The following is a 23366-nucleotide window of genomic DNA, read 5'->3' as shown; positions in this document are numbered from 1 at the left end:
CTCCGGTTGGATCCCGCTTCGGGCCTTACACCAGCACGTGGAAAAAATCACCACGGTCTTCCACCACCAGCCGCTGCAGCGCTCGGTCGGCCGGCCCCTTGAGGACGCGCCCCTCGCGATCGAAACTGCTGCCGTGACAGGGGCAGACGATGTCCCCCGGCGTCACCGCGACGGTGCACCCCAGGTGGGTACAGACGAGGCTCAGCGCATAGACGCGCTCCCCGTCCCTCATGAGGGCCACCCGCTCCTCGCGGTAAACCAGTGCCCCCTGGGGCGGCAGATCCGCCTTGGCCACCTTGAGCAGTTCCCGTTTCTGCCGCAACGCTGGGCTCAGGTAGCGCCCCAGGGCAGCGGCTCCCGCCAGGGCCGCGATCAGGGTGACGAGGAAGCCTCGACGTGTGTGATCAGTTGTTGCCATTTTTCCAGGTACGCCCTCTGGTATTCCTTGGTTCTGGCCGTTACCCGCTGGTAGCGCGCCATGGGGAGAAAGTCCCCGTTCACCACCCGCTGCCCGGAGCGCTCCCAAAAGGACGCCAGGGTCATCCCGTCAGCCTGCAGCTGGTAGATCCGGTCCTGTGGCGGTTCGAGCAGGTAGCGGCGCGGGGTATCGTGACACCCTTCGCACATGACCGTGCCCCGCCGGATGGTGTGCGGGAAAAAGGCCTTCCACTGCGCGGCCAGCAGGCGGTTTTCCAGGAGGTCAGCACTCCCCCTGGACCACGAGCCGACCGGGCGGTCATTGAGGATCTCGGAAAAATAGAGCAGGAACTGGGGACGGATCGGGCTCACCTTGCCGGCGGCATTGATCCCCAGGGGCGGCGCGTCCTGCTTGCGCAGGTAGGCACTCTTCACGTAGTTCCCAGCGTTCTCCTTGACCTCGAAATCCTCCTGGATGCTGCTGTCGGTGAAACGGAGCCAGAAGGTGCCGTACTCCTGGGCGGCCCAGGCGGAGTGGCAGGCGTAGCATTCCATCTTCTCGAGATGCGCCGCGATCCGGTGCTCCACCACCTTGGTGTTGACCCGGTGGCAGTCGAGGCACCCCTTGGAGGACTTTGCACCGGCGACGAGGCTCGCCATGCTGTGGCAGGCGGCACAGCTAAGACCGGCCTCGGCATGGACGTCGGGGGTCATCTTCAGGAAGCTCTGCCCGTAGGCCTGCTCACCGCGCTGGTAGCGCAGGCTGTCCTCGCGCGGCGCCATGCCGTAGTAGTCGGTCCCGACGAAGTAGCCGCGGTGGCAGGCAAAGCAGCTGCGGTCGCTGGCCCGCGCCACCCGGTGACCGCTGCCGCCGTGGCAGTCGGTGCAGCCGGCGAGGTGGCAGGAGCCGCAGCGGTTTTCGAAGAAACCGGCGTCGAACCTGCCGATGCTTCCCTCCACGAAGCGCCGCTCCTTGTCCCTGGTCCCCATGGCGTGCTCGAAGAGCCGAGCGTACCCCTTGTGGCAACCGGCGCAGCCGACGGCACCTCCGGCGGCCGCAGCGGGGTTTGCCAGCGTGGCGCTCTCGCTCAGGTGGCAGGAGAGGCAGGAAAGCCGCGCGTGCACCCCCTCGAGGGTCACCCGGTGGCAGACCTTGCAGTTCTCCCCGGCCCGGCTTGGCGTCGCGCTAAGGGCGAGCCAGCAGGCGGCGATGCACAGCATCATCCAACGCACGATAGTTAAGTTCCTTTCGATAGATCGGGTCACTCGCCGTGCCGTGGCAGACCAGGCAGGTATTGACCGCCAGGGTGCGCCGCACCTCGCGCCCGTTCAGGGGGCGCGAGTTTTCCCGGGTGATTGCCGAATAGGCCCGCACCCTGCCGTCCTGCAGGGTGAGAAAGCCGTCCAGCGGCTTGTCGGCCGACTGCTCGCAGATGAGCGTCCCGTAGATGTCGCCGCCGGCAACCACGTGCTGACCGAAGCCGAGGAAGGCGGGGTTGCCGTGACACTCCACGCACCCCACCGCCCTCTTCCCGGTGTTGTGCGAGAAGAACGGGGCGAAGCGCAGTTGCTGCTTTCCTTTGAAGCGGGCCACGTACTCGTTCTTGGACAGGGTCCCGTCAGGTTCCACCACCGTGACGAAGGTCTGGCAGCCGGGGGTCACGGTGGAGACCTTGCCGCGCTGGTTCAGGGCCAGCGGGAAGGGGTAGAGCATCCGGTAGTCCTCGGTCTCGCTGAAACGCCCCGGGGTCTCGCGCCCCTTGATGAAGTCCATACCCTTGACCGTCTTGTCGTAGCGGGTGTGGCAGCCGTAGCACTGCACCACCGTGCGCGAGTGGCAGGCGTAGCACTCCAGGCGACCATGCCCGACGATGCTATGCTCGGCGGTGCCGGTGATCACCTTGCTCTTGAACAGCTTGCCGCTACGCTTGCCCAAAACGTACACGGTGCCGTCCTTATAGAAGACGTTGGAATAGCTGCGTCCCTTGGCGGTCAGCACCAGCTTCATCCCCGGCCGCATCTGCATCCGGTAGTTCTTGGACTCCCTGAGCGCCTCGTCGTTTTCGCGAACCACCTCGCGGTAGCGCGGCGGCCGGGCCCCCCCGTGGCAGTCCTCGCAAGCGATCTCGGTCTGCAGGTTCATGTTCTGGTAGGCGTAGCCGTCCCCCATCAGGTCCCGGGAGGTATGGCAGTCGATGCAGTCCATGCCGGCGGCGGCGTGGACGTCCGGGGCGATGTGCACCGCGTTGCGCAGGCCGCTTAGGAGCACGGGACCCGGCGAGCCGTGGCGGGTCGGCACCAGCGAGTTGTTACCGTCGTAGAGCCCCTGGTAGGAGAGCGCGATGCGGCCGCTGCGGTTGTGGCAGCGTGCGCAGACCTGGTTCCCCGGCAAGGGCTCCAGGGCGTGACTCGCCGAGTAGGGGCTCTTGCCCCTCATGGTGGGATCCTTCCCCTGGTAGCTCGCCTCGTCGTTGAAGGGAAAATGGCAGGCGGCGCACCCGGAGCCGTGGCTTGAGGCGTAGACGTCGCCGGTCCCCTGCCCCACGTGGCACTGCGAGCAGAACTTCCGGTAGAGCTCACCCGAGAGGTTGTCGAGTTCGGCCACCGGTTTGAGGGCGAGCTTGTTCCCCTTCGGATCGTAGACCACCCCCCCCCTGCTGCTGTAGAGCTTTTCGTCCCACCCCTCCCAGGTGAGCTGGGTGTTTTTGATCATCCCCGTCGCGGTGTACATCAGGTTCGCCTGCATCCGCCCCAGTTGGTAGCGGTGGCAGGCGCCGCAGGTCTTCTCCCAGTGCTCGGGGCTCGCCGGGTTCTTCGGGCCGAACATCCCCTGGTGGGCAACGGCGGCCTCGCCCGCCTTCGGGTTCCCGCCGTGACAGGAGATGCAGCCGGGATGGCTCGCCGAGACCCGCTCGATCCGGCTGTGGCAGCGCTCGCACCCCGTTGTATCGGTACCCCGGACCTGGCAGCCGGACAGGGACAGTGCCAGCACGACTCCCAGCCAGAGTAATAACGCGCGGTTCTTGATGAGGTTCGCTGGACGCATGGTCTCCGGGACTGTCTTGAGGTGCGGCTACTATAGTAAAAAACTTCACGTTAACCAAGCTCTTTCATTCACATTCCGGAATATATACAGACAAAAAAGTGGCCGACGGCGGGCTCCGTCGGCCATGACATGGAAGGAGGTGATACAGGGAGCTTCAATTCCTGTACCTGCTGCAATTAAAAAGTACCGGCACCCTGCCGGACCTGGATCAGAAGATGAGCTGCAATTGGGCGATGAAGGTGTTGAAGTCCTTGCTTCTCAGGTTGCTCCCCTGCAGGCCGCTCGCGGTCGCTTCCTTGTCGAAGTCGGTATGGCTGAACTCGGCGGTAAGCTTCAGGTTCTGGCCCCGCAGGTAGTAGTTGGCGCCGATACCGTACCAGTCGACCTGCTGGTCGTAGATGTTGTTCAACTGGGCGAAGCGCCACTTCTCGAAACGGCCGAAGAACTGCAGCGGCAGGTTCGGCAGCAGGTAGCCCCCTTTCACGTACCAGCCGTTTTTCTGGCCGTTCAACCCAACGGAGAGGAGATCCGGGTTGTTCCCCTTGTAGGCGTCGTCAAGGTCGACGTCCTCGTAGGCCGCCGAGGCGGTGACGGTGCCCATGCCGGCTACCGGGTATTCGAAGTAGCCGTCCACCGTCCAACCGCGGTAATCGCTCTTGCCGGTCCGTGCCACGGTGTCCGCATAGGCGACGTTCGGCTCGAACTGGTAGGCGCCACCTACCGTCAGCACCTTCTTCTCGCCCAGGTAGGTCCCCTTGTAGCCGTACTCCTTTTCCGGATCGAGCAGGGTTACGTGAGCGCGCGCCGAGTAGCGGAAGTCGCTGGCCGGAGCGGTGTTGCCGGAGACCGCCTTGCGCCCTTCCATGACATCCACCCGGTACTGGAAGATGTCCTGGAAAAGGTTCCCCCAGACCGCCACGCCGGTGTCGCGGGTGGTGACATAGGGGGCGCGGATGAAGAGCGAGCGATCCAGGGTAAGCGGCATCTCGCAGGCTTCCAGGTTCTCGCGGTTGAAGTTGTACTTGAACTTGCCGACGTTGACCTTGAAGCTGTCGTTAAGGTTGAAGCGCATCACCGCGTCCAGCAACTGGAACTCCGCCCCTTGGTTGGTGTCCGCGACCCCCAGGGTGTTGATGTTCTGGTCTTCGGCGAACTCGGTCTGCACGTACAGGCTGAAGTTCTCGCCCCAGCGCCCCATGAGGGCCAGGCGGTTGCGCCGGAAGTTGAAGTTGGTGGTGGTATCGTCGTTGTTGGCGCCCGAACCCGTGTCGCGCACCGTCATCTGGAACTGCCCCTTGTAATCGAGCTGCAGCACCCCTTTGTCATCGGGGCCGAAGGTCATCTGGGGACCCGCTATCGCAGTACCCGACAGCAGCACAAGCGCAGCCGCCGACAGGGTCATGGTCTTTATCAATCCGCTCATAGTGCCAACTCCTTTTGATAGGAAAAGATCGCGTCCTTTGCTGGACTGGTGCATTCAGACCGGGGTCAGCAGCCGCCGCCGGAAGTCCCCGAAGAGCTCCCGGAACCGCCGCTGGTCGAGCCGCCACTCGTGGTGCCGGTGCTGATGTACTGGGTGTCCTCGACCTTGATCTGGTTGGCCCGCGGATCGGTTACCGACGAGAAGAGTGCGTTGGATACCGGGTCGAGCGCCAAGGTGCCGGCGGCGAGGGTCCCGGTGGTCCTGTTAATCGCGGTGGTCGGCGTCACCACGTCGACGCGCCAGATGGCCGAGACGTTGTTGGCGGTCACATAGGCGGACCACTGGTTCCAGGAACCGTCGTACAGGGTGACCGGCCAGCCGACCACGCCGTCCAGCACCAGGAAGAGCGTCGAGGCGCGCATACCGGAGGCGCAGTAGACGTAGTTCATGGTGCGGGCCTGGGTGATCCCCTGGGCGTTCAGCCGGGTTACCAGGTCGCTGCTCGCCGGGAACACCTTGGTCTTCGTGGTGACGCCGCCCGGGAAGTCGGCATAGCGGTTGAAGTCGTCCACGATGGCGTTGGCGACGTAGGTGGCGGGGCTGCCGCCGCGCAGGTCGACGATCGAGACGTTGGTCGTGCTGATGGTCCCCTTGTTGATGTCGTCGACGAGCTTGATCATGTCGCCCACCGGGGCCCTGAGCGACGAGTTGAGCCCGGTAGTGCGCACGCTGTAGCTGGAGCGGGTAACCGCGGGGACGTCGGTCACCAGGGTGTTGCCGGCATCTTCCCAGGCGTTGTCGCCGCCGTTTAACACCTTCAGGCGGTCTTTCGAGAAGCCCCAGTAGCGGAAGGTGAAGTAGGCCCGGGCGGTGTTCAGGAAGCTCCCCCCCTTGCTGACCGAGAAGACCACGGTGGTCTTACTGTCGATACCGGTGCGCTGGATGATGTCGTCCATCACCGAACCGGTCGGGACCATGGTGGAGATCGGTGCGACCCCTTCGAGGCGGGTCATGGTGAGATCCACGTTGTTGGTGGAGTCAAGCAAAAGCGATCCCGGGATGTGGGACGTCGCATAGGCCGCCGGACTGGTTACCTCCAGCACCACGACCTTGTCAACCGGGGAGCTGTTCTGGTTGATGAAGCCGTTGTCGCTCCAGGTTTTCAGGGTGGCCGCATCGATCAGGGCCGTGGGAGTCTGCTTGGTTACCGACACCGGTTGGGTCGGGGTGTCATACCCTTTGGTGCCGCAGCCGTACAAGGCAAGTACCGCAACGGTGAGCACGGTGAGCAGTCCGGCCATAAGCCACCTGCTCGCGACCTTCGTTCTTTCCGACATAACGCCTCCTCAAAACAATGTAGTGAACAAGTTCCTGCGCTGCAGCGGATGAGAATTCCTGGCGTCGCACCTCCTTCTGGGTCGCACACCGCACCGGGCCCGCGAGCCTGACCTCTCCTGGCACTGCAAGAGGTCCCCCCGATACCGGATCGGTGGTTCGATCAGCTCCTCATTAGGATGTTCTCTGGGCTTTTTTAATTGCAATCTTACAAAGTTTTTGACATAAGCAATAAATGAATAATTTGCATAATTGGAATGCTAAATCCGCATGAGGAACTGCAGCAGGGGGCGTCAGCGTGGATCTTCTACTTCTGAAAACCTTCTTGAAGGTTGCGGCACTTGGCAACATCACCAAGGCGTCAAGCGTACTGTTCGTCACCCAATCGGCGGTCTCGCGCCGCATCAAGCAGCTGGAAGAGGTCATCGGCCACCCTCTTTTGGAGCGTAACGGCAGCGCACTCACCCCCACCCCGGCCGGCCGTCTCCTGATCGAGAAAGGGCGCAAGATGCTGGACCTGGAGCAGGAGTTCCTGCGCGGTCTGGATCCCGCCAAGGCCAAGCGCAAGATCTCCTTCTGTTCCACCCCCTCCGTCGGCGTCGACCGGCTCCCCAAGGCTCTGGCCTCCTTTACCTCCGCACACGCCGAAACCGTCGATCTCAACTGCGTCTTCGCCATGCCTGAGGTTGCCCTGGCGGGGATCGACAACCGCCGCTTCGACCTCGCGCTCATCGAGCACTGCGACGAGATCGACCTCATGGGGCGCATCTGCTACCCGCTCCCCGACGACGAGGTGGTCTTCATCAGTGCGCCTGACCTGGGCATCCCCTCCGGCCAGACCCCGCTCGACGCGCTGCGTGGCCAGCGTCTCTACCTGAAAACCGAGAACGGCTGCGCCCGGCGCTTCATCGACAAGAACCTCCGGTTGTCGGGGCGCGACTGGTCCGAATTCTCCGGCATCGTGTACTTCGACGACTTCTCCTTCATCGTCGGCGAAGTGGCGGCCGGCAAGGGGATCAGCTTCGTCTCGAAGGCGCTGGTCAAACGCGAGCTTGCCTCCGGAGAACTTCGCTGCCACTACATCGAGAACTTCCTGCACCAGCGCCCGCGTACCATGATCCTGGCCCACCAGGAGCTCAGCGAACAGCACCGCGCCCTGCTCAAATCCCTGTTCGCCGAGTTCGGCCTGGAGCCCCCGAACGGGGCCGGCGCGTAACCACAGCGCCTCCGGACGCAAAAAAGCCCGCAATCTGCGGGCTTTTTTTATTTCACACTGCAACAGGGTTCGGGTGCGGGAGGTGCCTAAGGAACGGACGGCAGGGAGGTGAACAGGTAGTCCTTGGCGGCGACCGGCGTGTGGCAGCCAAAGCACTCGGCCACGAAGCCGGGATCCTTGCCATATGGTTTCAGGTCCTTGCCGACGAAGCGGGCGAAGCCCCAACCGCCGGTGGCCGCGTACTTCTTGGCATCCTTCACCATGAACTCCACCTGGACGAACTCGCCAGGCTCCGTGGCCACCGGGAAGGCCGGGTGTTTCACCGCTTTCCAGGCCACCTTGGCGAGGACGCTGCCATCGGGGAGCGGGTTCTTCCCGGCACGCATCCCTGCCAGGGCAACCTCGTTTCCGGTAATCAGCCGAATGTGCCCCTTATCCTCCCGGTAAGAGGGAGCGACCGCCTTCCAGGACATGTAGTCCGGGTACAACGCGATCCCGTTGGGAGCAACCGGCAGATTGGCGGCAGGCGCCCATCCTGCCAGCAGCACCAGGGCTAGTACAGTCAGTAACGCTTTCGGCATAGCATCCTCCTTGTTCTGGGCAAATGTCATGGTGGAGTGTTCTCTCAAAGTCAGGCCGGTTTACTTTAGCAGAGAATATGTGAACCGCAATGAGAGGATGCCAAAGTTTCGCCTATGACAGTAACTGTTATCTTTCGCCCAATCAGGCTTATACTGTTGCACGTGTTGATTCAGGAATCCGCGACGGGAAGATGAATGAAGTCCTCCCATTGTCTCGCACCCCTGGGTTGGCACCGGCAGCTTCCGGCACTTTTGGTTCGGGAGATTAACCATTGACATATAATTATTTGCATGTATGTTGTGGCCTGACGCGGCCAGCTGCTGCCCCTGCAGGCGGTCGCCCGAAAGCTCGCCCACGAGGAGTAGCCATGCACGCAAAAGAACTGGCAGGGAAACTAAAAACCGGCAGCGCCCCCGTCGTCATCGATGTCCGGACCGGGTTCGAATTCGACCGCGGTCACATCCCCGGCGCCCTCCATGCCCCCACCTGGAAGATCCTGCTCTTCATGGCCAAGCTCCCCTCCGACAAGAACACCGCGCTGGTCATCACCTGCGAGCACGGCCCGCGGGCCCAGATCGCCAAGGGGATACTCGGTACGCTCGGGTACCGCAACCTCGATCTTTTGGAGGGACACATGCACGGCTGGCGCAAGGCGGGTCTGCCGACCGAGAAGTGACACGGGGAGTACCGCATGTTCTGTAACAAAATGCTGGAATTGCAGCGGCTCTACCGCCAGGCGAGCCTGCTGGCACTGATCACCATCTACTACAACCTTGGAGAAGGGGTCGTCTCGGTCTGGTTCGGTGCCGGGGACGAGACCATCGCCCTGTTCGGTTTCGGGGTCGACTCCTTTGTCGAGGTGATCTCGGGTGTCGGCATCTGGCACCTGGTGCGCCGGTTGGGGCGTGGCGAGACGGCCGACCGCGACACCTTCGAGCGCCAGGCCCTGCGTGTCACCGGCGGCGCCTTCTACCTGCTCACCGCCGGTCTGCTGGCGACCGCCGTACTATCCCTGCTCCAGGGACACCAGCCCCAGACCACGCGCTGGGGGATCATCGTCTCGCTGGTCTCCATCGTCTCCATGCAGGTGCTCATCCACTTCAAGACGAAGGTCGGAACGGCCCTCAATTCCCCCGCCATCCTGGCCGACGCGGCCTGCACCCGCACCTGCCTGCGCCTTTCGGTGGTGCTCCTTCTCGCGAGCCTCGGCTACCAGTTGACCGGCATCGGCTCCCTGGACGCCATCGGCTCCCTGGTCATCGCCGTCTTTTCCTTCCTGGAAGGACGCGAGGCATTCCAGAAGGCGCGCGGCCTGGGGTGCGGTTGTTCCTGCGCCTGCGGCACCGGTTTGAAGAGCGAGCACTGACCCGACCTAGCGGAGGAGCCATGCTGCTGAGAATCGAGTTCTGTAACCTCTGAGCGCAGTACACCGAGACGGCGGCCGGTCTGGCTCGCCTCATCGAGGGAAAGGGATGGCAGGTAGCGGTGCAGTTGGACCGGGAAGGACCGCGTGGCGAGTTCGCGGTGTACCTCGACGAGGAGCGGATCTTTTCCCGCATCGTGGCAGGCAGGATGCCGGTGCTCGACGACATAGCCCCCCTCGTGCAGCTGCGTCTGACACCGGCAGCGCCAGTCCCCGACACTATCTGAGCGCTCCATACTGTCACAGCTGAGGGCAGCCTTACTCTGCAACACGCAGCTTACAATAAGTAACACCTAAAAAGCATCACCTCATAAGTCAAAGCACATAAAAAACACTATACAAACAAAAAAAACCTGCTAGGCTATGTGGCAATCTGCACCAGAAGAGACATTGAGCCCGATACCTTAGTGTCTAACCCTCAGGCGATAGTGCCTGAACAGGCTTTCGAGCCTGATGCAATGAGCTCACGTGCCTATGTCGGTGTCATCCCGCCCCACCTTCAAGCTCTCGCTGCGCACCGTCATCGCCCTGCCGATGCTGCTGATCTACCTGTGTCTCTCGCTGAGCCCCCTGCTCTCCCCTACCCTGCGCTCCAAGGTGGTGCTGCACGCCTTGACCGGAGAATGTACCGGATCCTGCGACACCTGCGGTTGCTCGCCAGAAAGCAGCGCCCGCGGCACCTGCTGCTGTGCCAAGAAGCGCCAACTGGCGAAGCTGCAGCTCAACGACAACATCCCTGAATGCTGTAAGAAAGCGGCCCCGGCCGCCGGCCCCACGATAATTTCCTGCGCCTGCCCCTGCGGCAAGACCACCTCGCTGCTTGCTTCTGCTGCCAAGGCAGGCGAGGTGCTCCCCTTCTACTTCCGGCCGAGTTTTATCCTTCCCCCCTCGGACACCAAGCACCTCGAAGTGCCCCGCGTGCCGGTTTCCCGCCTCCCCGAACCTCCCGACCCACCCCCCGACGACCTGAGCTGACCCACCACAACCAGACCCACGATGTGCGCGCACGGCCCGGGCTGCAATGCCCAAGCTGCGCCCGTACTCGCCCAAAGATTCGCCATGCAGGAGGTTGCCCATGTATCACCTGACCAAATGCTGCGGCTTGTCTTTCACGTTGCACCTGGTCCTGGCCCTGGCATTGATCCTGGCCGTCTCGCGGCAGGGAACTCCGGTTCACCCGATCACCGTCTCGCTCGAGTACCTTGATCTGCCGGATTTACCGCGTCCCAAGACGGCACCTACGGCGGAGCGGCCGGAGCTGCGTCCACCGGTCCCCGTCAGGACGAGCGCCCCGGTGCCGGTCAGGGAACCGGTTTCGGCTCCGGTGCAGGCCAGGGTCCCGGTGTCACAGACGCCCGTGTTGACGCCGGTACCGACCCAGGTCCTGCCGCTGGCAGCGGAACGTGTCCCGGTACCGGGCGCTGCGCGCGAGACTCAGCGCCTGACGCCGGCTGCCGCCTCAGTCGCCAGTGCCGCGGTGCCGAGCTCACTGCCAGTCGCGCCCCCGTCGCCGGCACCGGCTGCCAGCCGGGAAACGGCACAGCAGCGCTACGTGAAAGAGCATTTCGCCTACATTCGAGACCTTGTCACCCGGAGACTCGCCTATCCACCCCTGGCGCGCCGCATGAACTGGAGCGGCAAGACGGTGGTGAGCTTCATTATCCAGGAGGACGGCAGCATCACCGGCCTGAAGGTCGCCGAGAGCTCGCGCCACACGATCCTGGATCAAAGCGCCCTGGACACGGTGCGCTCGGTAGCGCCGTTTCCCAAACCGCCGGTGCGCGCCGAAATCGTGCTGCCGGTGCATTTTGCGCTGCACCCCTAAATCATTTTTCAAGGAGCTGTCCTGTCATGAAAACTATGTCCAGATATCCCCTGTCAGCGCTCGTCATCGGCCTGGCACTGTACGCCCCCCAGGCCCGCGCCGAGAGCCAGATCCTCGACGAGATCACGGTGCGCGGCCAGAAGCAGTCACCCATCGAAGAAAACCTCTCGATCCGCGAAGTGCGCGAAAGCCCGGCACGAGACCTCGGCGAAGCCCTGAAACAGGTCGAGGGTGTCAGCTACGTGCACAAGGGAGCCATTGCCAACGACGTGGTGTTGCGCGGCTTCCAGAGGGACAACATCAACGTCCTGGTGGACGGGGTGCGCCTGCACGGCGCCTGCCCTTCCCGGATGGACCCGCCCTCGTTCCACCTCGATTTCGCCGAAGTCGAGCAGGTCTCCATCACCAAGGGCCCCTACGACCTCAGTAACCCCGGCGGCCTGGGCGGCATGATCGACGCCCAGACCAAGCGCCCCGGCACCGGCTTGGGTGCCGACCTGAACCTCAGCTACGGCAGCTGGAACAGCCTGAACGCCGCCGCTACCGGCTCCTACGCCACCGAAAAGTACGACCTGCTGTTGGGCTACGCCTACAAGTACTCCGACGTTCCCGAGTCCGGTGACGGCAGGCGCTTGACCGAGATCTACCCCGCCACCAGCCCGAACCGCTACCGCCCCGGCTCGGTGGACTCCAAGGCCTACGAGATCAACACCGGATGGCTCAAGGTCGGCGTCAACCCGACCTCCAACGCGCGCAGCGAGCTCTCCTACAGCTACCAGGACGCCGACCACGTCCTCTACCCGTACCTCAAGATGGACGCCGACTACGACCGGACCCACCTCCTGAACTGGAACTACCGGATCGAGAAGGTCTCCCCCCTGGTGCGCGAATTGAAGCTGCAGGCCTACTGGGACAAGGTGAACCACCTGATGGACGACCGGGAGCGTGCCAGTTCCCTCACCACCTCGCGCTTTTACTCCATGCAGACCGACGCCCGCACCCAGGTCTACGGGGTAAAGCTGCAAGGGACCCTTGCCACCGGCCCGGGCTCGCTGAAAACCGGGGTCGATTACTACAACCGCAACTGGGACGCCGAGAACCGCCGCGCCGGCTACTTCGCCTACCGTAACCTTGCCATGGTTCCCGATGCGAGCGTCGACAACCTGGGGCTCTTCGGGGAGTACCAGCTCCCCCTGGGCGAGAGGCTGCGGCTTACCGGCGGCCTGCGCGGCGACCTCACCTGGGTGGAGGCCGACAAGAGCAACACCCGGGTAGCCGCCGGGACTACCCGGGACTTCACCAACCTGAACGCGAATCTGCAGCTCAACTACACCCCCGTGCAGGGGCTCGACCTTTTCGTCGGCATCGCGCGCGGCACGCGGACCCCGGACCAGCAGGAGCTCTTTCTCGACGTACCGCTGGCAGGCGCCCCCACGCTCAATTCACCGTACTGGCACGGCAACTCCGGGTTGAAGTCGACCGTGAACCACCAGGCCGACCTCGGCGCCAAGTACGCCACCGACCGTTTCTACCTGAACGCCTCGCTCTTCTACTCGGACCTCCAGGACTACATCAACTTCTACCAGGTCCCCGGCCTGTTCGAGAAGAGCTACCAGAACGTCCATGCCACCATGTGGGGCGCCGAACTGGGAAGCCAGCTCGCCCTGGACTACAACATCTTTTTGAGGGGAACGCTCTCCTACGTCGAGGGGCAAAACGAGACCGGCAACCGGCCGCTCTCCGAGATACCGCCGCTTAAAGGGACCCTGTCGGTGCGCTACGACGACGGACACCTGTTCGTCGAGGCTCTGGAAAACCTGACCCGCGAACAGGACCGGGTCGATACCGGGCTGCTCGAGCAGCGCACCTCGGGGTGGGCCACCACCGACCTCAAGGCGGGCTACACCATCGAGCGTTTCACCGTCAGCGTCGGGGTGAGTAACCTTTTGGACAAGCAGTACTTCAGCCATCTCTCCTACGCCCGGGATCCCTTCCAAAGCGGCGTGCGGGTTCCGGAAAACGGCAGGAACATCTACGGCTCGCTCAGCTACCGTTTCTGATTCGCTGCTATGCAGCTTGTGGAATATATGATATAGAGGATGCCCATGACGTAGCTTCCCCTTCCGCGGCGGGGGCGACAGCACGAGTCGCTCCCGCCGCAGTTGACCGCAGGCTCCGATTTTTCGGTTCCGGCGGGAAATTATCAGGTGAACAGGAGGTTGACAGCATGAGCAGATCGGCAGGAAGGGTGGCACGGCTTGCGCTCGTTGCGTTTTTGTGCGGCGGCAGTATCGCCTGGGCCGGCGAGATGTTGAGTGTTACGGGACCGGTGAGGGCTCTGGCCAACAAGTCGAAGACCATCGCACTGGATCAGGCCAACAAGAAGGCGCTGGTCCTGCGGTTCGACGACAAGACCAGCTTCGTCAACGCTGCAGGTACCAAGGACATCCTCCCCGGCGAGAACGTCTCCATCGATTACCAGCGCGATGGTGACGACCTCGTGGCGACCAGGATCACCAAGATGATCCCGAAGCTCCCGGAGGGGGTCCAGGAAGTGCCGCTCAAGGAGATGGAAGCGCTCCTGGAGCGCCCGGCCCCTGACGCTGTCATCATCGATGCGCGGCCGGTCACGAAGTACGCCAGTGGGCACCTGCCGCACGCGATCTCCATCCCGCTCCCCACCCTCGAACTGGAGGGGACCAAGCTGCTGCCGGCGGTTAAGGAGACCCCGTTGATCTTTTACTGTGGCGGCGTTTCCTGCGGCCTGAGCCACAAATCGGCACAGATCGCCCACAGTCTCGGTTACCTTAACGTGAGCGTCTTCACTGCAGGTGAACCGGGGTGGAAGAAGGCCGAGCACTACACCATCCCCAGCGCCGCATTCCTCAGCGACGGTAACGCGGTGATCATCGACCTGCGCGATGCGAAAGCGGTAGCGGCTGGCCACATTCCCGGGGCGATAAACGTCCCCCTGGCCCAGCTGGAGCAGTGGGAAAATCGTTTCCCGAGCACCAAAAGCGCGCAGCTGGTTTTCTATGGCACCGCTGAAAAAGACGTGGAAGCCGCAGTTTCCACGGCGCGCGACTGGGGTTACTCCAACGTGACCGGTTTCCCCGGCGGGATCGAGGAGTGGCGCAAGGCAGGTTTCCAGCTCCAGGGCGGCTCGACCCCGGACCGCATCGTGTACCGCAAAAAGCTCGGCCCCAACGAACTCGGCTCCAACGACTTCTTAAAGGGGCTCCCCGCCGGTACCGTCCTGGTCGATGTGCGGACTCCCGAGGAGTTCAAAAAGGAGCGGCTGCCCAACGCGATCAACATTCCCACCGAGCAGATAGCCAAGCGCTTTGCCGAACTCCCCAAGGGGAAACCGGTGGTCTTCTACTGCAACACCGGCACCCGCGCCGAAATGGCCTACGACATGGTGCAGGGCAAGGAGTACGCGGTGAAATTCCTGAACGCCAACGTCGAGTTCAAGGAAGACGGCAGCTACAAGGTGAGCGAGTAAGAGCGGCCCGGCTGCGCGCCACGCCCGCCAACGAAAAAAGGCACCCCGTTTCAGGGGTGCCTTTCTTTTTGGCTCCAGTGCAGCCAGATCTGGGTAGTCGCAAGCGACTAGCAGCCGGCCATCTCTTTCTTCTTCTTGGCAGGTTTCCCCTCTTTCTTGGCGTCAGCTGCCTCGTCCTTCTTCTCTTTCTTGGCCTTCTTGGCTTTCTTTTCCGGCTTGGCCTCGGTGGTCTCCTTCTTCTCCGCCGCCGGCTTGGTCTCTTCAGCAAAAGCCAGACCGGACAGGCTCAGCGCCACCAGTGCCGCTACCAACAGGGTTGCCATACGCTTCATCGGATACTCCTCCTTACATGGAATAACGACCCGTGTGGGCCGGAAAAACTTTAGAAGCAATTGACGATGGATAATTGACGACTGACCCGCACAAGCAACTGGCAACGGACGGCTCACCCGGAAAGTCACTGACCCTAGGACAGGTACGGTGGAGGCCGACCGTCCAGTTGGCCGACTCCTAGCTCAGGCGGCTTAATTGGCCGGCGTAGACGAAGGAAAGCCGGATGATGAGACCACCCAAGAGCACCATCAGGGCACTCAGGTTCATCCGCATCAGCTCCTGCCCGGTCAATTCGTCGCCATGGTCCTCACGCACCTCCAGGAACTTGAGCACCACGGCGATGGGAAAGATCACCACCAGGAGCAACAGCCCCAGACCGTACCAGAAATAGTCGTGGCTCAGGGTGAAAAAGGGCATGATCGAGTCACGGTGCGCACCCGAAGAGGTGTACTGGCCGTAGAAGAACAAGGGGAGCATCACCATCTCGGCCAGGATGAGCCAGATATCCACCTTGGTGAAGAAGAGCTTCACCTTCTTCTGATCGGCAATCATGATCATGAAGGCAGCCCCGGCGGAAAGCGCGGAGGTCAAAAACAGGATCGGCAGGATCGCAGAGTTCCACAAGGGGCGTGCCACGAAGGAGCTCAGCAGCACCCCGGTGTAGACACCGATGAAGATCCCCATCCCGAAATTGGCGGCGGCAAGCTGCAGGCGCCAGGCACTCAACCACTCCGAGAGCCGGATCAGGACCGGGAGCCGCAACTGCGGGCGGCGCTCCTCGGGAAAGGCGGCCAGAGCATAGAGGATGCTCACCGGGTAGAAGACCAGGAGCCCCCAGGAACCCCAGGACATGGGGGAAAGGGGCTGCACCGTCAGGTAGAACCAGAAGACGTTCAGCTTGCGCTCCAGGTCAAGGAAGATGAAGAGCATCCCGATACTCAGGATGAACGGCACCAAAAGCCCGGCAGTCGATGCGGCTCGTTCACCGGTTGCCAACGCGCCACCCTTGCGCACGTGCAGTACCGAGGTCATCACCGCAAGCCCCGCCGAAAGCCCTCCCAAGAACAGGTACAAAGAGACCCGCCAGTCCCAGACGTGCAGGTGGGGAGAAACCAGCGCATTCACTCCGGTAACCGTGATTTCCATTGAGGAGCCTCCTATTCCGGCTTGCCGAATTTCTTGATGTAGAAGACCCGCGGATTGGTACCCGCGCTGGCCAGGAGCACGTCGTGGTGGTTGTCGCGCAGCGCGGCGCTTACCGCACTGGCCGGGTCCTCCAGGTCGCCGAAGATGCGCGACTTCCCGATGCAGGTGGAGACGCAGGCCGGCTGCTTACCCTCGGCGATACGCTGCGAGCAGAAGGTGCACTTGTCGGCGAAGCCCTTCTCCTCGTTGATGTAACGGGCATCGTAGGGGCAGGAGGCGACGCACGCCTTGCACCCCACGCAGCGGTTCTTTTTCAGAAGCACCATCCCGTCCGGGGACTTGTACGAGGCACCGGTCGGGCAGTTGTAGACGCAGGGGGGATTGTCGCAGTGGTTGCAAAGTTCGGAACGCAATTCCATGCGCAGCTTGGGGAACTCCCCCTCGACCTGTTCCACCACCCGGGTGCGGAACTGTCCGGGCGGAACCTCGTTCTCCTTCTTGCAGGCGACCACGCAGGCCATGCAGGCAACACAGCGCCTCTGATCGACCACCATGGCGTACTTAGGCATGGACGCCCTCCTTTTCCACGCGCACGAAGTTGACGTGCATCCCGGTGCTGCCACAGATCGGATCCACCGCGTACCTGGTGATCATCCCCTGGTCGTCGGCCCCCTTGGCAAAGGCGCGCGAGAGGCTCTTGCTGGCGGCACCGAAACCGTGCACCACGTAGACGCAGTCGGTGCGGATGCGCTGGGTGACCTTCGCCTTGATCCGGTTCGAGCGCACCCCGTCCTGGTTTACCAGCACCACGTATTCGCCGTTTATGACGCCGAGGTCCTTCGCTTTCCCGCTGTTGATCCAGACCTCGTTCTCCGGGTAGAGTTCGTGCAGTTCCGGGTTGTTCGCGGTGCGGCTGAAGGTATGCACCGGGCTGCGCCCGTAGACCAGGCGGAATTCCCCTTGCCGTGGCACCGGATGCCTGGTGTAGCGCGGCACCGGATCGAACCCTTTCTCCTTGAGCTCCTTGCTGTACAGCTCGATCTTGCCGGAGCCGGTCTTGAACTCGGCCGGTGCCTCCGCGGTAATGTAGGGGTTGGCACTGTTGGGAATCGTGATGGTGCCGACCTTCTTGAGCTCCTGGTAGTTGACGCCCCACAGCGCGCACTGGGCCTGGATCTTCTCCTCCAGGTTCTGCCAGGGGAAGTAGTCCGCCAGGTCGAGCCGGTTGGCGATCTGCTTGGCGATCCACCACCCCGGTTTCGAGTCGTAAAGCGGCTGAACCACCGGCTGGCGCAGCGAAATGCTGAGCGAGCGCCCCTTCCCCACCGCCAAAGCATCGTGACGCTCCAGGTAGCTGCACTCCGGGAGGATGACGTCGGCCATCATCGCCGTGTCGGTCGGCATCACGTCGACCACCACCAGGAGGTCCAGCTTGTTGATCGCCTCGATAGTCTCCTTCTGGTTGGGCATCGCCTTCATCAGGTTGGTGCCCGTAACGATCCACCCCTTGATGGGATAAGGTGTGCCGGAAATAGTGGCGCGGCGGATCTCCTGGGTGACCCCTTCAGCCCCGGCAAAGGGGAAGTTCCCCAGGTTGAGCGGCGCCTTGGCCGGCTCGGGGAACGGCTTCGATTCGGGTTTGGGGAGCGAGGTGCGGGTGGCCAGGAAATACCCCCCTTCCCTCCCCCAGCTCCCCAACAGCGCCGCCAGGATACCGATGGCGCGGGAGCGCTGCACGTCGTCGCCATACCAGGTGGCGTGGCGCCCGGGATGGAGACAGACATTGGGGGCGTTGTGGCCGAGCAGACGCGCCGTCTCCACGATACTTTCGGCCGACAGGTCGGTCTCGTGCGCGGCCCATTCGGGGGTGCAGTCGGCAACGGCCGCGGCGAGTTCGGTAAAGCCGTTGGCGTAGGCGTCGAGGTACGCCTTGTCGTAGAGCTGTTCCTTGATGATCACGTGGATCCAGGCGAGCATGAGGGCCAGGTCGGTGGCGGGACGGATCGGGAGCCAGCTGTGCGCCTTGCCGGCCGCGATGGAGAAGCGGGGATCGACCACGATCAGCTTGGTCCCCATGGCAAGGGCATCGGCGAAGTCCTGCACCTGGGAGTTGTGCATGTTCTCGCCCAGGTGCGAGCCGAAGAGGACCAGCACCTTGGAGCGGGTCAGGTCGACGCGCTCGGGAGACCCGATCCCCTCGCCGAAGGTGAGTTCGAGCCCTACGTCGCGGGGGCCGCGGCACTGGGCAAAGGAGGGCATCCCGACGTTGGGGGAGCCGTAGGCGGAAAGCAGCGGCAGGAAATGATCGGTCGGCGTGCCGTGGGTGAAGAGCGCCACGGATTCGGGGCCGAACTCGGACTTGATGTGCTTCATTTTTGAGGCGATCAGGTCGAGGGCCTCGTCCCAGGTCGCCTTGCGGTACTTCTGCTCCCCACGGGCACCGGTACGGATCAGCGGCGTCTTCAGGCGGTTGGGATCATAGAGGAGCCCCGCTCCGGCGTTGCCGCGGGCGCAGAGCTTGCCGCGCGCACCCGGATGGGCCGGGTTCCCCTCCAGTTTTACCACGCGGCCGTTGAGGACCTTGGCAACCGCTCCGCACTTCCAGAAGCAGATCTCGCAAAAGGTAGGGACGTAGCTCGCCTTGAGCATCCCCTGTTCTTCGGCCCAGAGCAGGAACTTCTCGGGAAGCGCGGCGTAGGCGGCCAGACTGCACCCCGCTGCACCGCTGGCCTTCAGAAAGGTCCGACGCGAGAATTTCACGGTGATCCTCCTTTACGAGCTGAACTGACAGTTGCTCCAACACCACCACATGGCTCCTACCGGACCCTTCGAGCCCACACGGCGCCTCGAGTTAGCAGAGACTCAGGCAAGGACATGCCACCAGCGATATATCACACCGACCGGGATATATCAATATTTAAATACGTGAAGATGGTTAGCTAAGTTACTAAGGACAGTAGGTTTTTTCCAGAACCAGAACAAGTAACTGGTCAAGAACACAAGCATTTCCGCACAATTCGTGTGCCTTTTACAGTGGAACCGAAACAGTTTTTTACACAAACGGATGGAATTTAAATATCCCTCCTGTCCCCAGCCCCAGCCCCAGCGCCCAGCGCCCAGCCCCCAGCGCCCAGCCCCCAGCCCCCAGCCCCCAGCCCCTAGCCCCTGCCCTCCCTCGATGAAGTCCGAAAATGGCTGGCGGCTGAGGAGGAAATCCCGTATGCTGCGGTCATGGATGAACTTTTCGCAACAGCACTGCACCAAGCGCTCACTGCACGGGACCCCCGCCACGACGGGCGTTTCTACTACGGGGTCACCACGACCGGCATCTACTGTCGCCCGGTCTGCCCGGCACGCCCCAAACCGGAGCACGTGCGCTTTTTCAAGAGCAAGGCCGAGGCGGAACGGGCCGGCTACCGCCCGTGCCTGAGATGCCGGCCTGACCTCTCCCCCAGTTGCAGCCAGTGGCAGGGAACCGCAGCGGTGGTCGCCCGGGCGCTTACCATCATGGAACGCGAAGCGACTGAGAGCGACTCTCTGGGAGTTCTCGCGGAGCGCCTTGGGATCAGCGACCGTCACCTTCGGCGGCTTTTCCGCGAGCACCTGGGTGCCTCACCGATCGAAGTAGCCATCTCGCGCCGCTTGCACCTGGCCCGCCAGCTCTTGAGCCAGACCTCGCTGAGCGTCACCGACATCGCCCTCGCCTCCGGTTTCAATTCGCTCAGGCGCTTCAACGACGCCTTTACCGGAACCTACCAGCGGACTCCCAGCGAATTCCGTAAAGCCTCGCCCCAGCAACCGGGATGTCCCGAAACCATCACCCTGCACCTCCCCTATCTCCCCCCTTACGACTGGAACACCCTGCTGCGCTACTACGCACGCCACGAGGTCTTCGGCACGGATGTCGTGGAGGACGGCTGGTACCTGCGCCAACTAGGTACGCCACAGGGACCGAGCCTGGTCAGGGTCCGGCACCTGCCGGAAAAGGCCTGTCTCGAGGTATCCCTCACCTTGCACAGCTTCTCCGACCTGCGCCCCACGGTGGCCGCGGTGCGAGACGCCTTCGACCTGGACCACAACCCGCTCCTGATCGTTCCCGGCTCAGCTGAGGCATCGGTTCCGGCCCTCGCAGCACTTGCCGGAGGTATCCGCATTCCTGGTGCCTTCGATCCACTGGAGATCGCGGTTTCCGTGATCCTCGGGCAGCTGGTCTCGACGGTCCAGGGGCGACGCAACCTGCAGAAATTGGTGGAGCGCTTCGGAACGCCGGTGCCGAACCCGCTGCATCCCCGGTTGACGCACCGGTTCCCAACGGCCGAGATACTGGCCCGCGAGGACCTGAGCGTTCTCGGTTTCACCAAGGTACGCGCTGCGGCCATCAACGAGCTGGCCCGCGCGTTCCTCGAGGGGCGCCTCACCCTCTCGCGCAGCTGCGATCTCGCCGCGACGCGCCAGGCGCTGGCCCGGATCCGGGGGATCGGCCCCTGGACGGTAGAGATGATCGCGCTACGCTGCCTGGGCGACCCCGACGCCTTCCCGGCCACCGACCTGGTGCTGGCACGGGCACTGGCAGCCTCCCCGTTTCGTCCTGATGAGCTGCGTCCCTGGCGCGGTTATTTCGCCCTCGCCCTCTGGAAAGCCCAGACAGCCGGCGACGCACACGATACCACCTCGCCGGCCAGCGGGCCGGAAAGGAGTCTGACATGAACCTCTATCGCACCACCTGGCTGAGCCCGGTCGGACCGCTGCACCTTTTGGCCGACGACGACCACCTTCTCTGCCTGGCATTCGACCAGAACCTGGAAGCGATCCTGCTGCGCCTGAACGGTTCACTGGCGCGCCTGGAGGAGAACCCGATATTGACACTGGCGTGCGGGGAGTTGACTGAATACTTCGCGGGGAGTCGTACGACCTTCACGGTGCCGATAGCGCCGAAGGGGACCGAGTTCCAACTCAGGGCCTGGGAGGCACTACGCCGGATACCCTACGGGACGACCGTAAGCTACCAGGCCCAGGCCCGGGAAGTCGGTACGGCAGGTGCAGTACGCGCAACCGGCAGCGCCAACGGGCGCAACCCGATCGCCATCATCGTCCCCTGCCACCGCGTGGTGCGCAGCGACGGGGGCATCGGGGGGTACGCCGGGGGGATTTCGGTCAAGGTACAGCTGCTCGAATTGGAGGCTTGCTCGAGAAAGAGCTAGGGGGAGTAGTGACGGGGGTTGATGCGCAGCTTGGGCTGGTACTCCCAGGGAGGCTGCGGAGATTCCTGGCTCCAGAGGCCGAGCTTGCGGGTCCGGGCACGGCGTTCGGCGAAGAGATAGGCATGGAAATCATTACGGGTGATCAGCTTCTTGTAGGCCCAGGCCCACCCTTCGGTGACCATTTCCAGGTTGATGTTGCGCCCTTCCAGGTAGACCACCGCGAGGGCGTACTGGCGCTGTTCCCGGTCCTGCTGCAGGGCCACGGTACGCCGGATGTCGATCTTCACCTGCTGGTGCAGCACCTTGAGTGAAAGGGCCCGGAAGGCTTCATCGGCGTAGGGCTGGCCGGGTTTGGACCACCCGGTGAACTTGTCGACCTTGCCGGTTTGGGGGGCGGCGATACCGTAGAGACGGACCTTGATCTCGTTTCCGTAGGAGTTGACCGTAATGAGGTCCCCCTCGGAGATACCGACCACCAGACCTTCCAGGACGGAAGTGGGAGGAGCCTCAGGCTGGGCGAAAACCGGAACGGCCACGGCGAGAACAAGGCAGAGAAGAAGAATTGTCCGACAAAACCCCAATATCAAAAACCCCTCCACCTGAATGCCACCCGCATAGAAACGAGGCCCATCCTAACAAATCACCTGCGGCAATGCAATGCTTCACGCGCCTGCCGTTCGATCTCGCGCTGAGCTGCGGGATACTCGGGAAACTCCGGCAACATCTTGATCAGCAACTGGTACCCGAGCACCTCGAGGGAAACGATCCCCACCGGGATCATCACCTCGGCGAAGGACGGGAAGTAGTGCCATCCGGCCCCGGGATCGAAACCGATCAGGTAGACGTTGAAACGGTAGAGCCCGCCACCCAAAAGGATGAGTGCCGCGGAGATGAAGAGCCAGCGCGGCGAACGCCGGTATTCGCCACTGAACAGCGGAGCCGCCCCCACCAGGAGCAGGAAAAACTCGGCCAGGAAGAATCCCGAGTAGAAATCCCCGTGAAAGACTGCCGAGACCTGGTCGCGCTGTACCAGGTCCCCGACGCGAATCATCAACCAGATGCCGGTGAGCCAGGGTACCAGGCGTGCCAGTTGGGCCAACTCGTCGGTGTCGTAGTCGCGCTCGAGCACCAGGGAGGCGACCAGCGATTCGAGGACCACCATCCCGTACCCCAGGTAGATGCAGTTGATCAGGAACAACAGCGGCAGAAAGGCGGTGTGCCAGATGGGATGCAGCTTGGTGGATGCGATCAGCATCAAGGAGCCGAGCGCCGACTGGTGGATGGTCGGCAGGATGATCCCCACCGCCACCACGCCGATCAGCAGGTGGTTCAGCCGGACCAGCGCCCGGCCGGGGACTGCGGGGTGCTCGGACCGCTCGATCAGCACGCGGGACAACAGGCGGTGCCACAGGCTCTCGCGATTGCCCTGTTCCAGCAGTTGGAGCAGGCCGGGGAAGTATTCGAGGCATTGTGCCACCAGAAAACCGAGCATACCGATGGCCAACTGGAACAGCGCCGAGGTCGGCTGCGAATGCGTCGGCACGAAGAAACCGTAGGCGTTCCAGGGGCGGCCGATGTCGACGATGACCGAACTGGCGGCGAGGCAGGAACCGAAGAGACTGATCAAAATTGCGGACTTGATGAGCGGATGGAAGCGCCAGCTGTTGCGGATGTAGAGCAGTACGGCAACCGCGTAGCCTCCACAGGTGATAGCGGTACCGATGGCGACGTCGTAGGCGACCCAGATCCCCCAAGGGTAGCCGTCGCTTAGGTTCGAGACGGCACCGATGCCCTTGGTGAAGCGGACACCCATGAAGTACAGGCCGAGCAGCGCCAGGCAGAGCAGCACGAAAAACGGCCTGGTCAGGATGCGCCTGTTCCTCCGGGAATTTCCCTTGTTCCGCCCCAGCATGA

Annotated in this window: 21 protein-coding genes and 1 pseudogene; 10 read left to right on the top strand and 12 right to left on the bottom strand. The window is 63.0% G+C overall.

What is annotated here, in order from left to right:
- Positions 1 to 25: 25 nt before the first annotated feature.
- The 5 genes from H7688_RS14365 to extH all read right to left on the bottom strand — a co-directional run bounded on the left by H7688_RS14365 (position 26) and on the right by extH (position 6223).
- Entirely contained in the window at positions 26 to 418 is a 393-nt protein-coding gene (locus H7688_RS14365; RefSeq protein WP_183361849.1) for a QcrA and Rieske domain-containing protein, read from the bottom strand.
- The gene (gene extO / locus H7688_RS14360) at positions 373 to 1650 is read right to left on the bottom strand and encodes a selenite/tellurite reduction operon b-type cytochrome iron-sulfur cluster-binding subunit ExtO (RefSeq protein WP_183361848.1); all 1278 of its coding nucleotides are present in this window, start codon (positions 1648 to 1650) and stop codon (positions 373 to 375) included. The genes H7688_RS14365 and extO overlap by 46 nt, the downstream gene beginning before the upstream one ends.
- Positions 1604 to 3463 (bottom strand): selenite/tellurite reduction operon c-type cytochrome ExtM, encoded by a 1860-nt coding sequence (gene extM / locus H7688_RS14355; protein ID WP_183361847.1) that lies wholly within the window; start codon positions 3461 to 3463, stop codon positions 1604 to 1606. The genes extO and extM overlap by 47 nt, the downstream gene beginning before the upstream one ends.
- Positions 3464 to 3671: 208 nt before the next feature.
- Positions 3672 to 4886: a selenite/tellurite reduction operon porin ExtI gene (gene extI, locus H7688_RS14350; protein ID WP_183361846.1), complete on the bottom strand. Its 1215-nt coding sequence runs from the start codon at positions 4884 to 4886 to the stop codon at positions 3672 to 3674.
- Positions 4887 to 4951: 65 nt separating this feature from the next.
- Positions 4952 to 6223, bottom strand: a complete 1272-nt coding sequence (gene extH / locus H7688_RS14345; RefSeq protein WP_183361845.1) for a selenite/tellurite reduction operon rhodanese-like protein ExtH — start codon at positions 6221 to 6223, stop codon at positions 4952 to 4954.
- A 296-nt stretch (positions 6224 to 6519) separates the two neighbouring features.
- Here extH and H7688_RS14340 point away from each other — a divergent pair, with 296 nt between their 5' ends.
- On the top strand, positions 6520 to 7437 hold the full coding sequence (locus H7688_RS14340) for a LysR family transcriptional regulator (protein WP_183361844.1): 918 nt from the start codon (positions 6520 to 6522) through the stop codon (positions 7435 to 7437).
- A gap of 86 nt (positions 7438 to 7523) precedes the next feature.
- Here the strand turns inward: H7688_RS14340 and H7688_RS14335 are convergent, their stop codons facing one another.
- Positions 7524 to 8018 (bottom strand): cytochrome P460 family protein, encoded by a 495-nt coding sequence (locus H7688_RS14335; RefSeq protein WP_183361843.1) that lies wholly within the window; start codon positions 8016 to 8018, stop codon positions 7524 to 7526.
- Between the two features lie 368 nt (positions 8019 to 8386).
- Between H7688_RS14335 and H7688_RS14330 the strand changes: the two genes are divergently transcribed.
- The 7 genes and pseudogenes from H7688_RS14330 (at position 8387) to H7688_RS14300 (ending at position 14772) form a co-directional block, all read left to right on the top strand.
- Positions 8387 to 8695 carry a rhodanese-like domain-containing protein gene (locus H7688_RS14330; RefSeq protein WP_183361842.1) on the top strand — a complete coding sequence of 103 codons (309 nt, stop codon included), beginning with the start codon at positions 8387 to 8389 and terminating at the stop codon, positions 8693 to 8695.
- 15 nt (positions 8696 to 8710) lie between these two features.
- On the top strand, positions 8711 to 9385 hold the full coding sequence (locus H7688_RS14325; RefSeq protein WP_183361841.1) for a cation efflux transmembrane domain-containing protein: 675 nt from the start codon (positions 8711 to 8713) through the stop codon (positions 9383 to 9385).
- A gap of 71 nt (positions 9386 to 9456) precedes the next feature.
- Positions 9457 to 9669: pseudogene (locus tag H7688_RS22675) on the top strand (Rdx family protein); the annotation flags it as partial.
- A gap of 247 nt (positions 9670 to 9916) precedes the next feature.
- Entirely contained in the window at positions 9917 to 10417 is a 501-nt protein-coding gene (locus H7688_RS14315) for a hypothetical protein (protein ID WP_183361839.1), read from the top strand.
- Between the two features lie 100 nt (positions 10418 to 10517).
- Positions 10518 to 11267 (top strand): energy transducer TonB, encoded by a 750-nt coding sequence (locus tag H7688_RS14310; RefSeq protein ID WP_183361838.1) that lies wholly within the window; start codon positions 10518 to 10520, stop codon positions 11265 to 11267.
- A 35-nt stretch (positions 11268 to 11302) separates the two neighbouring features.
- Positions 11303 to 13327, top strand: a complete 2025-nt coding sequence (locus H7688_RS14305; protein WP_183361837.1) for a TonB-dependent receptor domain-containing protein — start codon at positions 11303 to 11305, stop codon at positions 13325 to 13327.
- 167 nt (positions 13328 to 13494) lie between these two features.
- Entirely contained in the window at positions 13495 to 14772 is a 1278-nt protein-coding gene (locus H7688_RS14300; RefSeq protein ID WP_183361836.1) for a rhodanese-like domain-containing protein, read from the top strand.
- A 107-nt stretch (positions 14773 to 14879) separates the two neighbouring features.
- Here H7688_RS14300 and H7688_RS14295 read toward each other — a convergent pair whose 3' ends face one another.
- The 4 genes from H7688_RS14295 to H7688_RS14280 all read right to left on the bottom strand — a co-directional run bounded on the left by H7688_RS14295 (position 14880) and on the right by H7688_RS14280 (position 19011).
- A complete protein-coding gene (locus H7688_RS14295) occupies positions 14880 to 15104 on the bottom strand; it encodes a hypothetical protein (RefSeq protein ID WP_183361835.1) in 225 nt (74 codons plus the stop codon).
- A gap of 178 nt (positions 15105 to 15282) precedes the next feature.
- Complete coding sequence (gene nrfD / locus H7688_RS14290; RefSeq protein ID WP_183361834.1) at positions 15283 to 16251, bottom strand: NrfD/PsrC family molybdoenzyme membrane anchor subunit; 969 nt, start codon at positions 16249 to 16251, stop codon at positions 15283 to 15285.
- An 11-nt stretch (positions 16252 to 16262) separates the two neighbouring features.
- Positions 16263 to 16820, bottom strand: a complete 558-nt coding sequence (locus H7688_RS14285; RefSeq protein WP_183361833.1) for a 4Fe-4S dicluster domain-containing protein — start codon at positions 16818 to 16820, stop codon at positions 16263 to 16265.
- Positions 16813 to 19011, bottom strand: coding sequence for a molybdopterin-dependent oxidoreductase (locus H7688_RS14280; protein ID WP_183361832.1), 2199 nt, complete (start codon positions 19009 to 19011; stop codon positions 16813 to 16815). Before H7688_RS14280 ends, H7688_RS14285 begins: the two co-directional genes overlap by 8 nt.
- A 471-nt stretch (positions 19012 to 19482) precedes the next feature.
- Between H7688_RS14280 and H7688_RS14275 the strand changes: the two genes are divergently transcribed.
- Together H7688_RS14275 and H7688_RS14270 are read left to right on the top strand one after the other, a co-directional pair.
- A complete protein-coding gene (locus H7688_RS14275) occupies positions 19483 to 20958 on the top strand; it encodes an Ada metal-binding domain-containing protein (RefSeq protein WP_183361831.1) in 1476 nt (491 codons plus the stop codon).
- The gene (locus H7688_RS14270; RefSeq protein WP_183361830.1) at positions 20955 to 21452 is read left to right on the top strand and encodes a methylated-DNA--[protein]-cysteine S-methyltransferase; all 498 of its coding nucleotides are present in this window, start codon (positions 20955 to 20957) and stop codon (positions 21450 to 21452) included. Before H7688_RS14275 ends, H7688_RS14270 begins: the two co-directional genes overlap by 4 nt.
- On the opposite strand, the gene H7688_RS14265 is transcribed toward H7688_RS14270, so the two are convergent.
- Positions 21449 to 21988 (bottom strand): thermonuclease family protein, encoded by a 540-nt coding sequence (locus tag H7688_RS14265; RefSeq protein WP_246329813.1) that lies wholly within the window; start codon positions 21986 to 21988, stop codon positions 21449 to 21451. The genes H7688_RS14270 and H7688_RS14265 overlap by 4 nt on opposite strands.
- A gap of 104 nt (positions 21989 to 22092) precedes the next feature.
- Complete coding sequence (gene hybB / locus H7688_RS14260) at positions 22093 to 23364, bottom strand: Ni/Fe-hydrogenase cytochrome b subunit (RefSeq protein ID WP_183361829.1); 1272 nt, start codon at positions 23362 to 23364, stop codon at positions 22093 to 22095.
- Positions 23365 to 23366 lie beyond the last annotated feature (2 nt).

The organism is Geomonas limicola (assembly GCF_014193675.1).
GTDB lineage: Bacteria > Desulfobacterota > Desulfuromonadia > Geobacterales > Geobacteraceae > Geomonas > Geomonas limicola.
This window is presented reverse-complemented; position numbering and strand designations above follow the sequence as displayed.

What these genes read in the sequence shown, in the direction of transcription:
- H7688_RS14365 (WP_183361849.1), bottom strand. Translation starts at nt 418, where the DNA reads ATGGCAACAACTGATCACACACGTCGAGGCTTCCTCGTCACCCTGATC.
- extM (WP_183361847.1), bottom strand. Translation starts at nt 3,463, where the DNA reads ATGCGTCCAGCGAACCTCATCAAGAACCGCGCGTTATTACTCTGGCTG.
- extI (WP_183361846.1), bottom strand. Translation starts at nt 4,886, where the DNA reads ATGAGCGGATTGATAAAGACCATGACCCTGTCGGCGGCTGCGCTTGTG.
- extH (WP_183361845.1), bottom strand. Translation starts at nt 6,223, where the DNA reads ATGTCGGAAAGAACGAAGGTCGCGAGCAGGTGGCTTATGGCCGGACTG.
- H7688_RS14335 (WP_183361843.1), bottom strand. Translation starts at nt 8,018, where the DNA reads ATGCCGAAAGCGTTACTGACTGTACTAGCCCTGGTGCTGCTGGCAGGA.
- H7688_RS14330 (WP_183361842.1), top strand. Translation starts at nt 8,387, where the DNA reads ATGCACGCAAAAGAACTGGCAGGGAAACTAAAAACCGGCAGCGCCCCC.
- H7688_RS14325 (WP_183361841.1), top strand. Translation starts at nt 8,711, where the DNA reads ATGTTCTGTAACAAAATGCTGGAATTGCAGCGGCTCTACCGCCAGGCG.
- H7688_RS14315 (WP_183361839.1), top strand. Translation starts at nt 9,917, where the DNA reads ATGTCGGTGTCATCCCGCCCCACCTTCAAGCTCTCGCTGCGCACCGTC.
- H7688_RS14310 (WP_183361838.1), top strand. Translation starts at nt 10,518, where the DNA reads ATGTATCACCTGACCAAATGCTGCGGCTTGTCTTTCACGTTGCACCTG.
- H7688_RS14305 (WP_183361837.1), top strand. Translation starts at nt 11,303, where the DNA reads ATGTCCAGATATCCCCTGTCAGCGCTCGTCATCGGCCTGGCACTGTAC.
- H7688_RS14300 (WP_183361836.1), top strand. Translation starts at nt 13,495, where the DNA reads ATGAGCAGATCGGCAGGAAGGGTGGCACGGCTTGCGCTCGTTGCGTTT.
- H7688_RS14295 (WP_183361835.1), bottom strand. Translation starts at nt 15,104, where the DNA reads ATGAAGCGTATGGCAACCCTGTTGGTAGCGGCACTGGTGGCGCTGAGC.
- nrfD (WP_183361834.1), bottom strand. Translation starts at nt 16,251, where the DNA reads ATGGAAATCACGGTTACCGGAGTGAATGCGCTGGTTTCTCCCCACCTG.
- H7688_RS14285 (WP_183361833.1), bottom strand. Translation starts at nt 16,820, where the DNA reads ATGCCTAAGTACGCCATGGTGGTCGATCAGAGGCGCTGTGTTGCCTGC.
- H7688_RS14275 (WP_183361831.1), top strand. Translation starts at nt 19,483, where the DNA reads ATGGATGAACTTTTCGCAACAGCACTGCACCAAGCGCTCACTGCACGG.
- H7688_RS14270 (WP_183361830.1), top strand. Translation starts at nt 20,955, where the DNA reads ATGAACCTCTATCGCACCACCTGGCTGAGCCCGGTCGGACCGCTGCAC.
- hybB (WP_183361829.1), bottom strand. Translation starts at nt 23,364, where the DNA reads ATGCTGGGGCGGAACAAGGGAAATTCCCGGAGGAACAGGCGCATCCTG.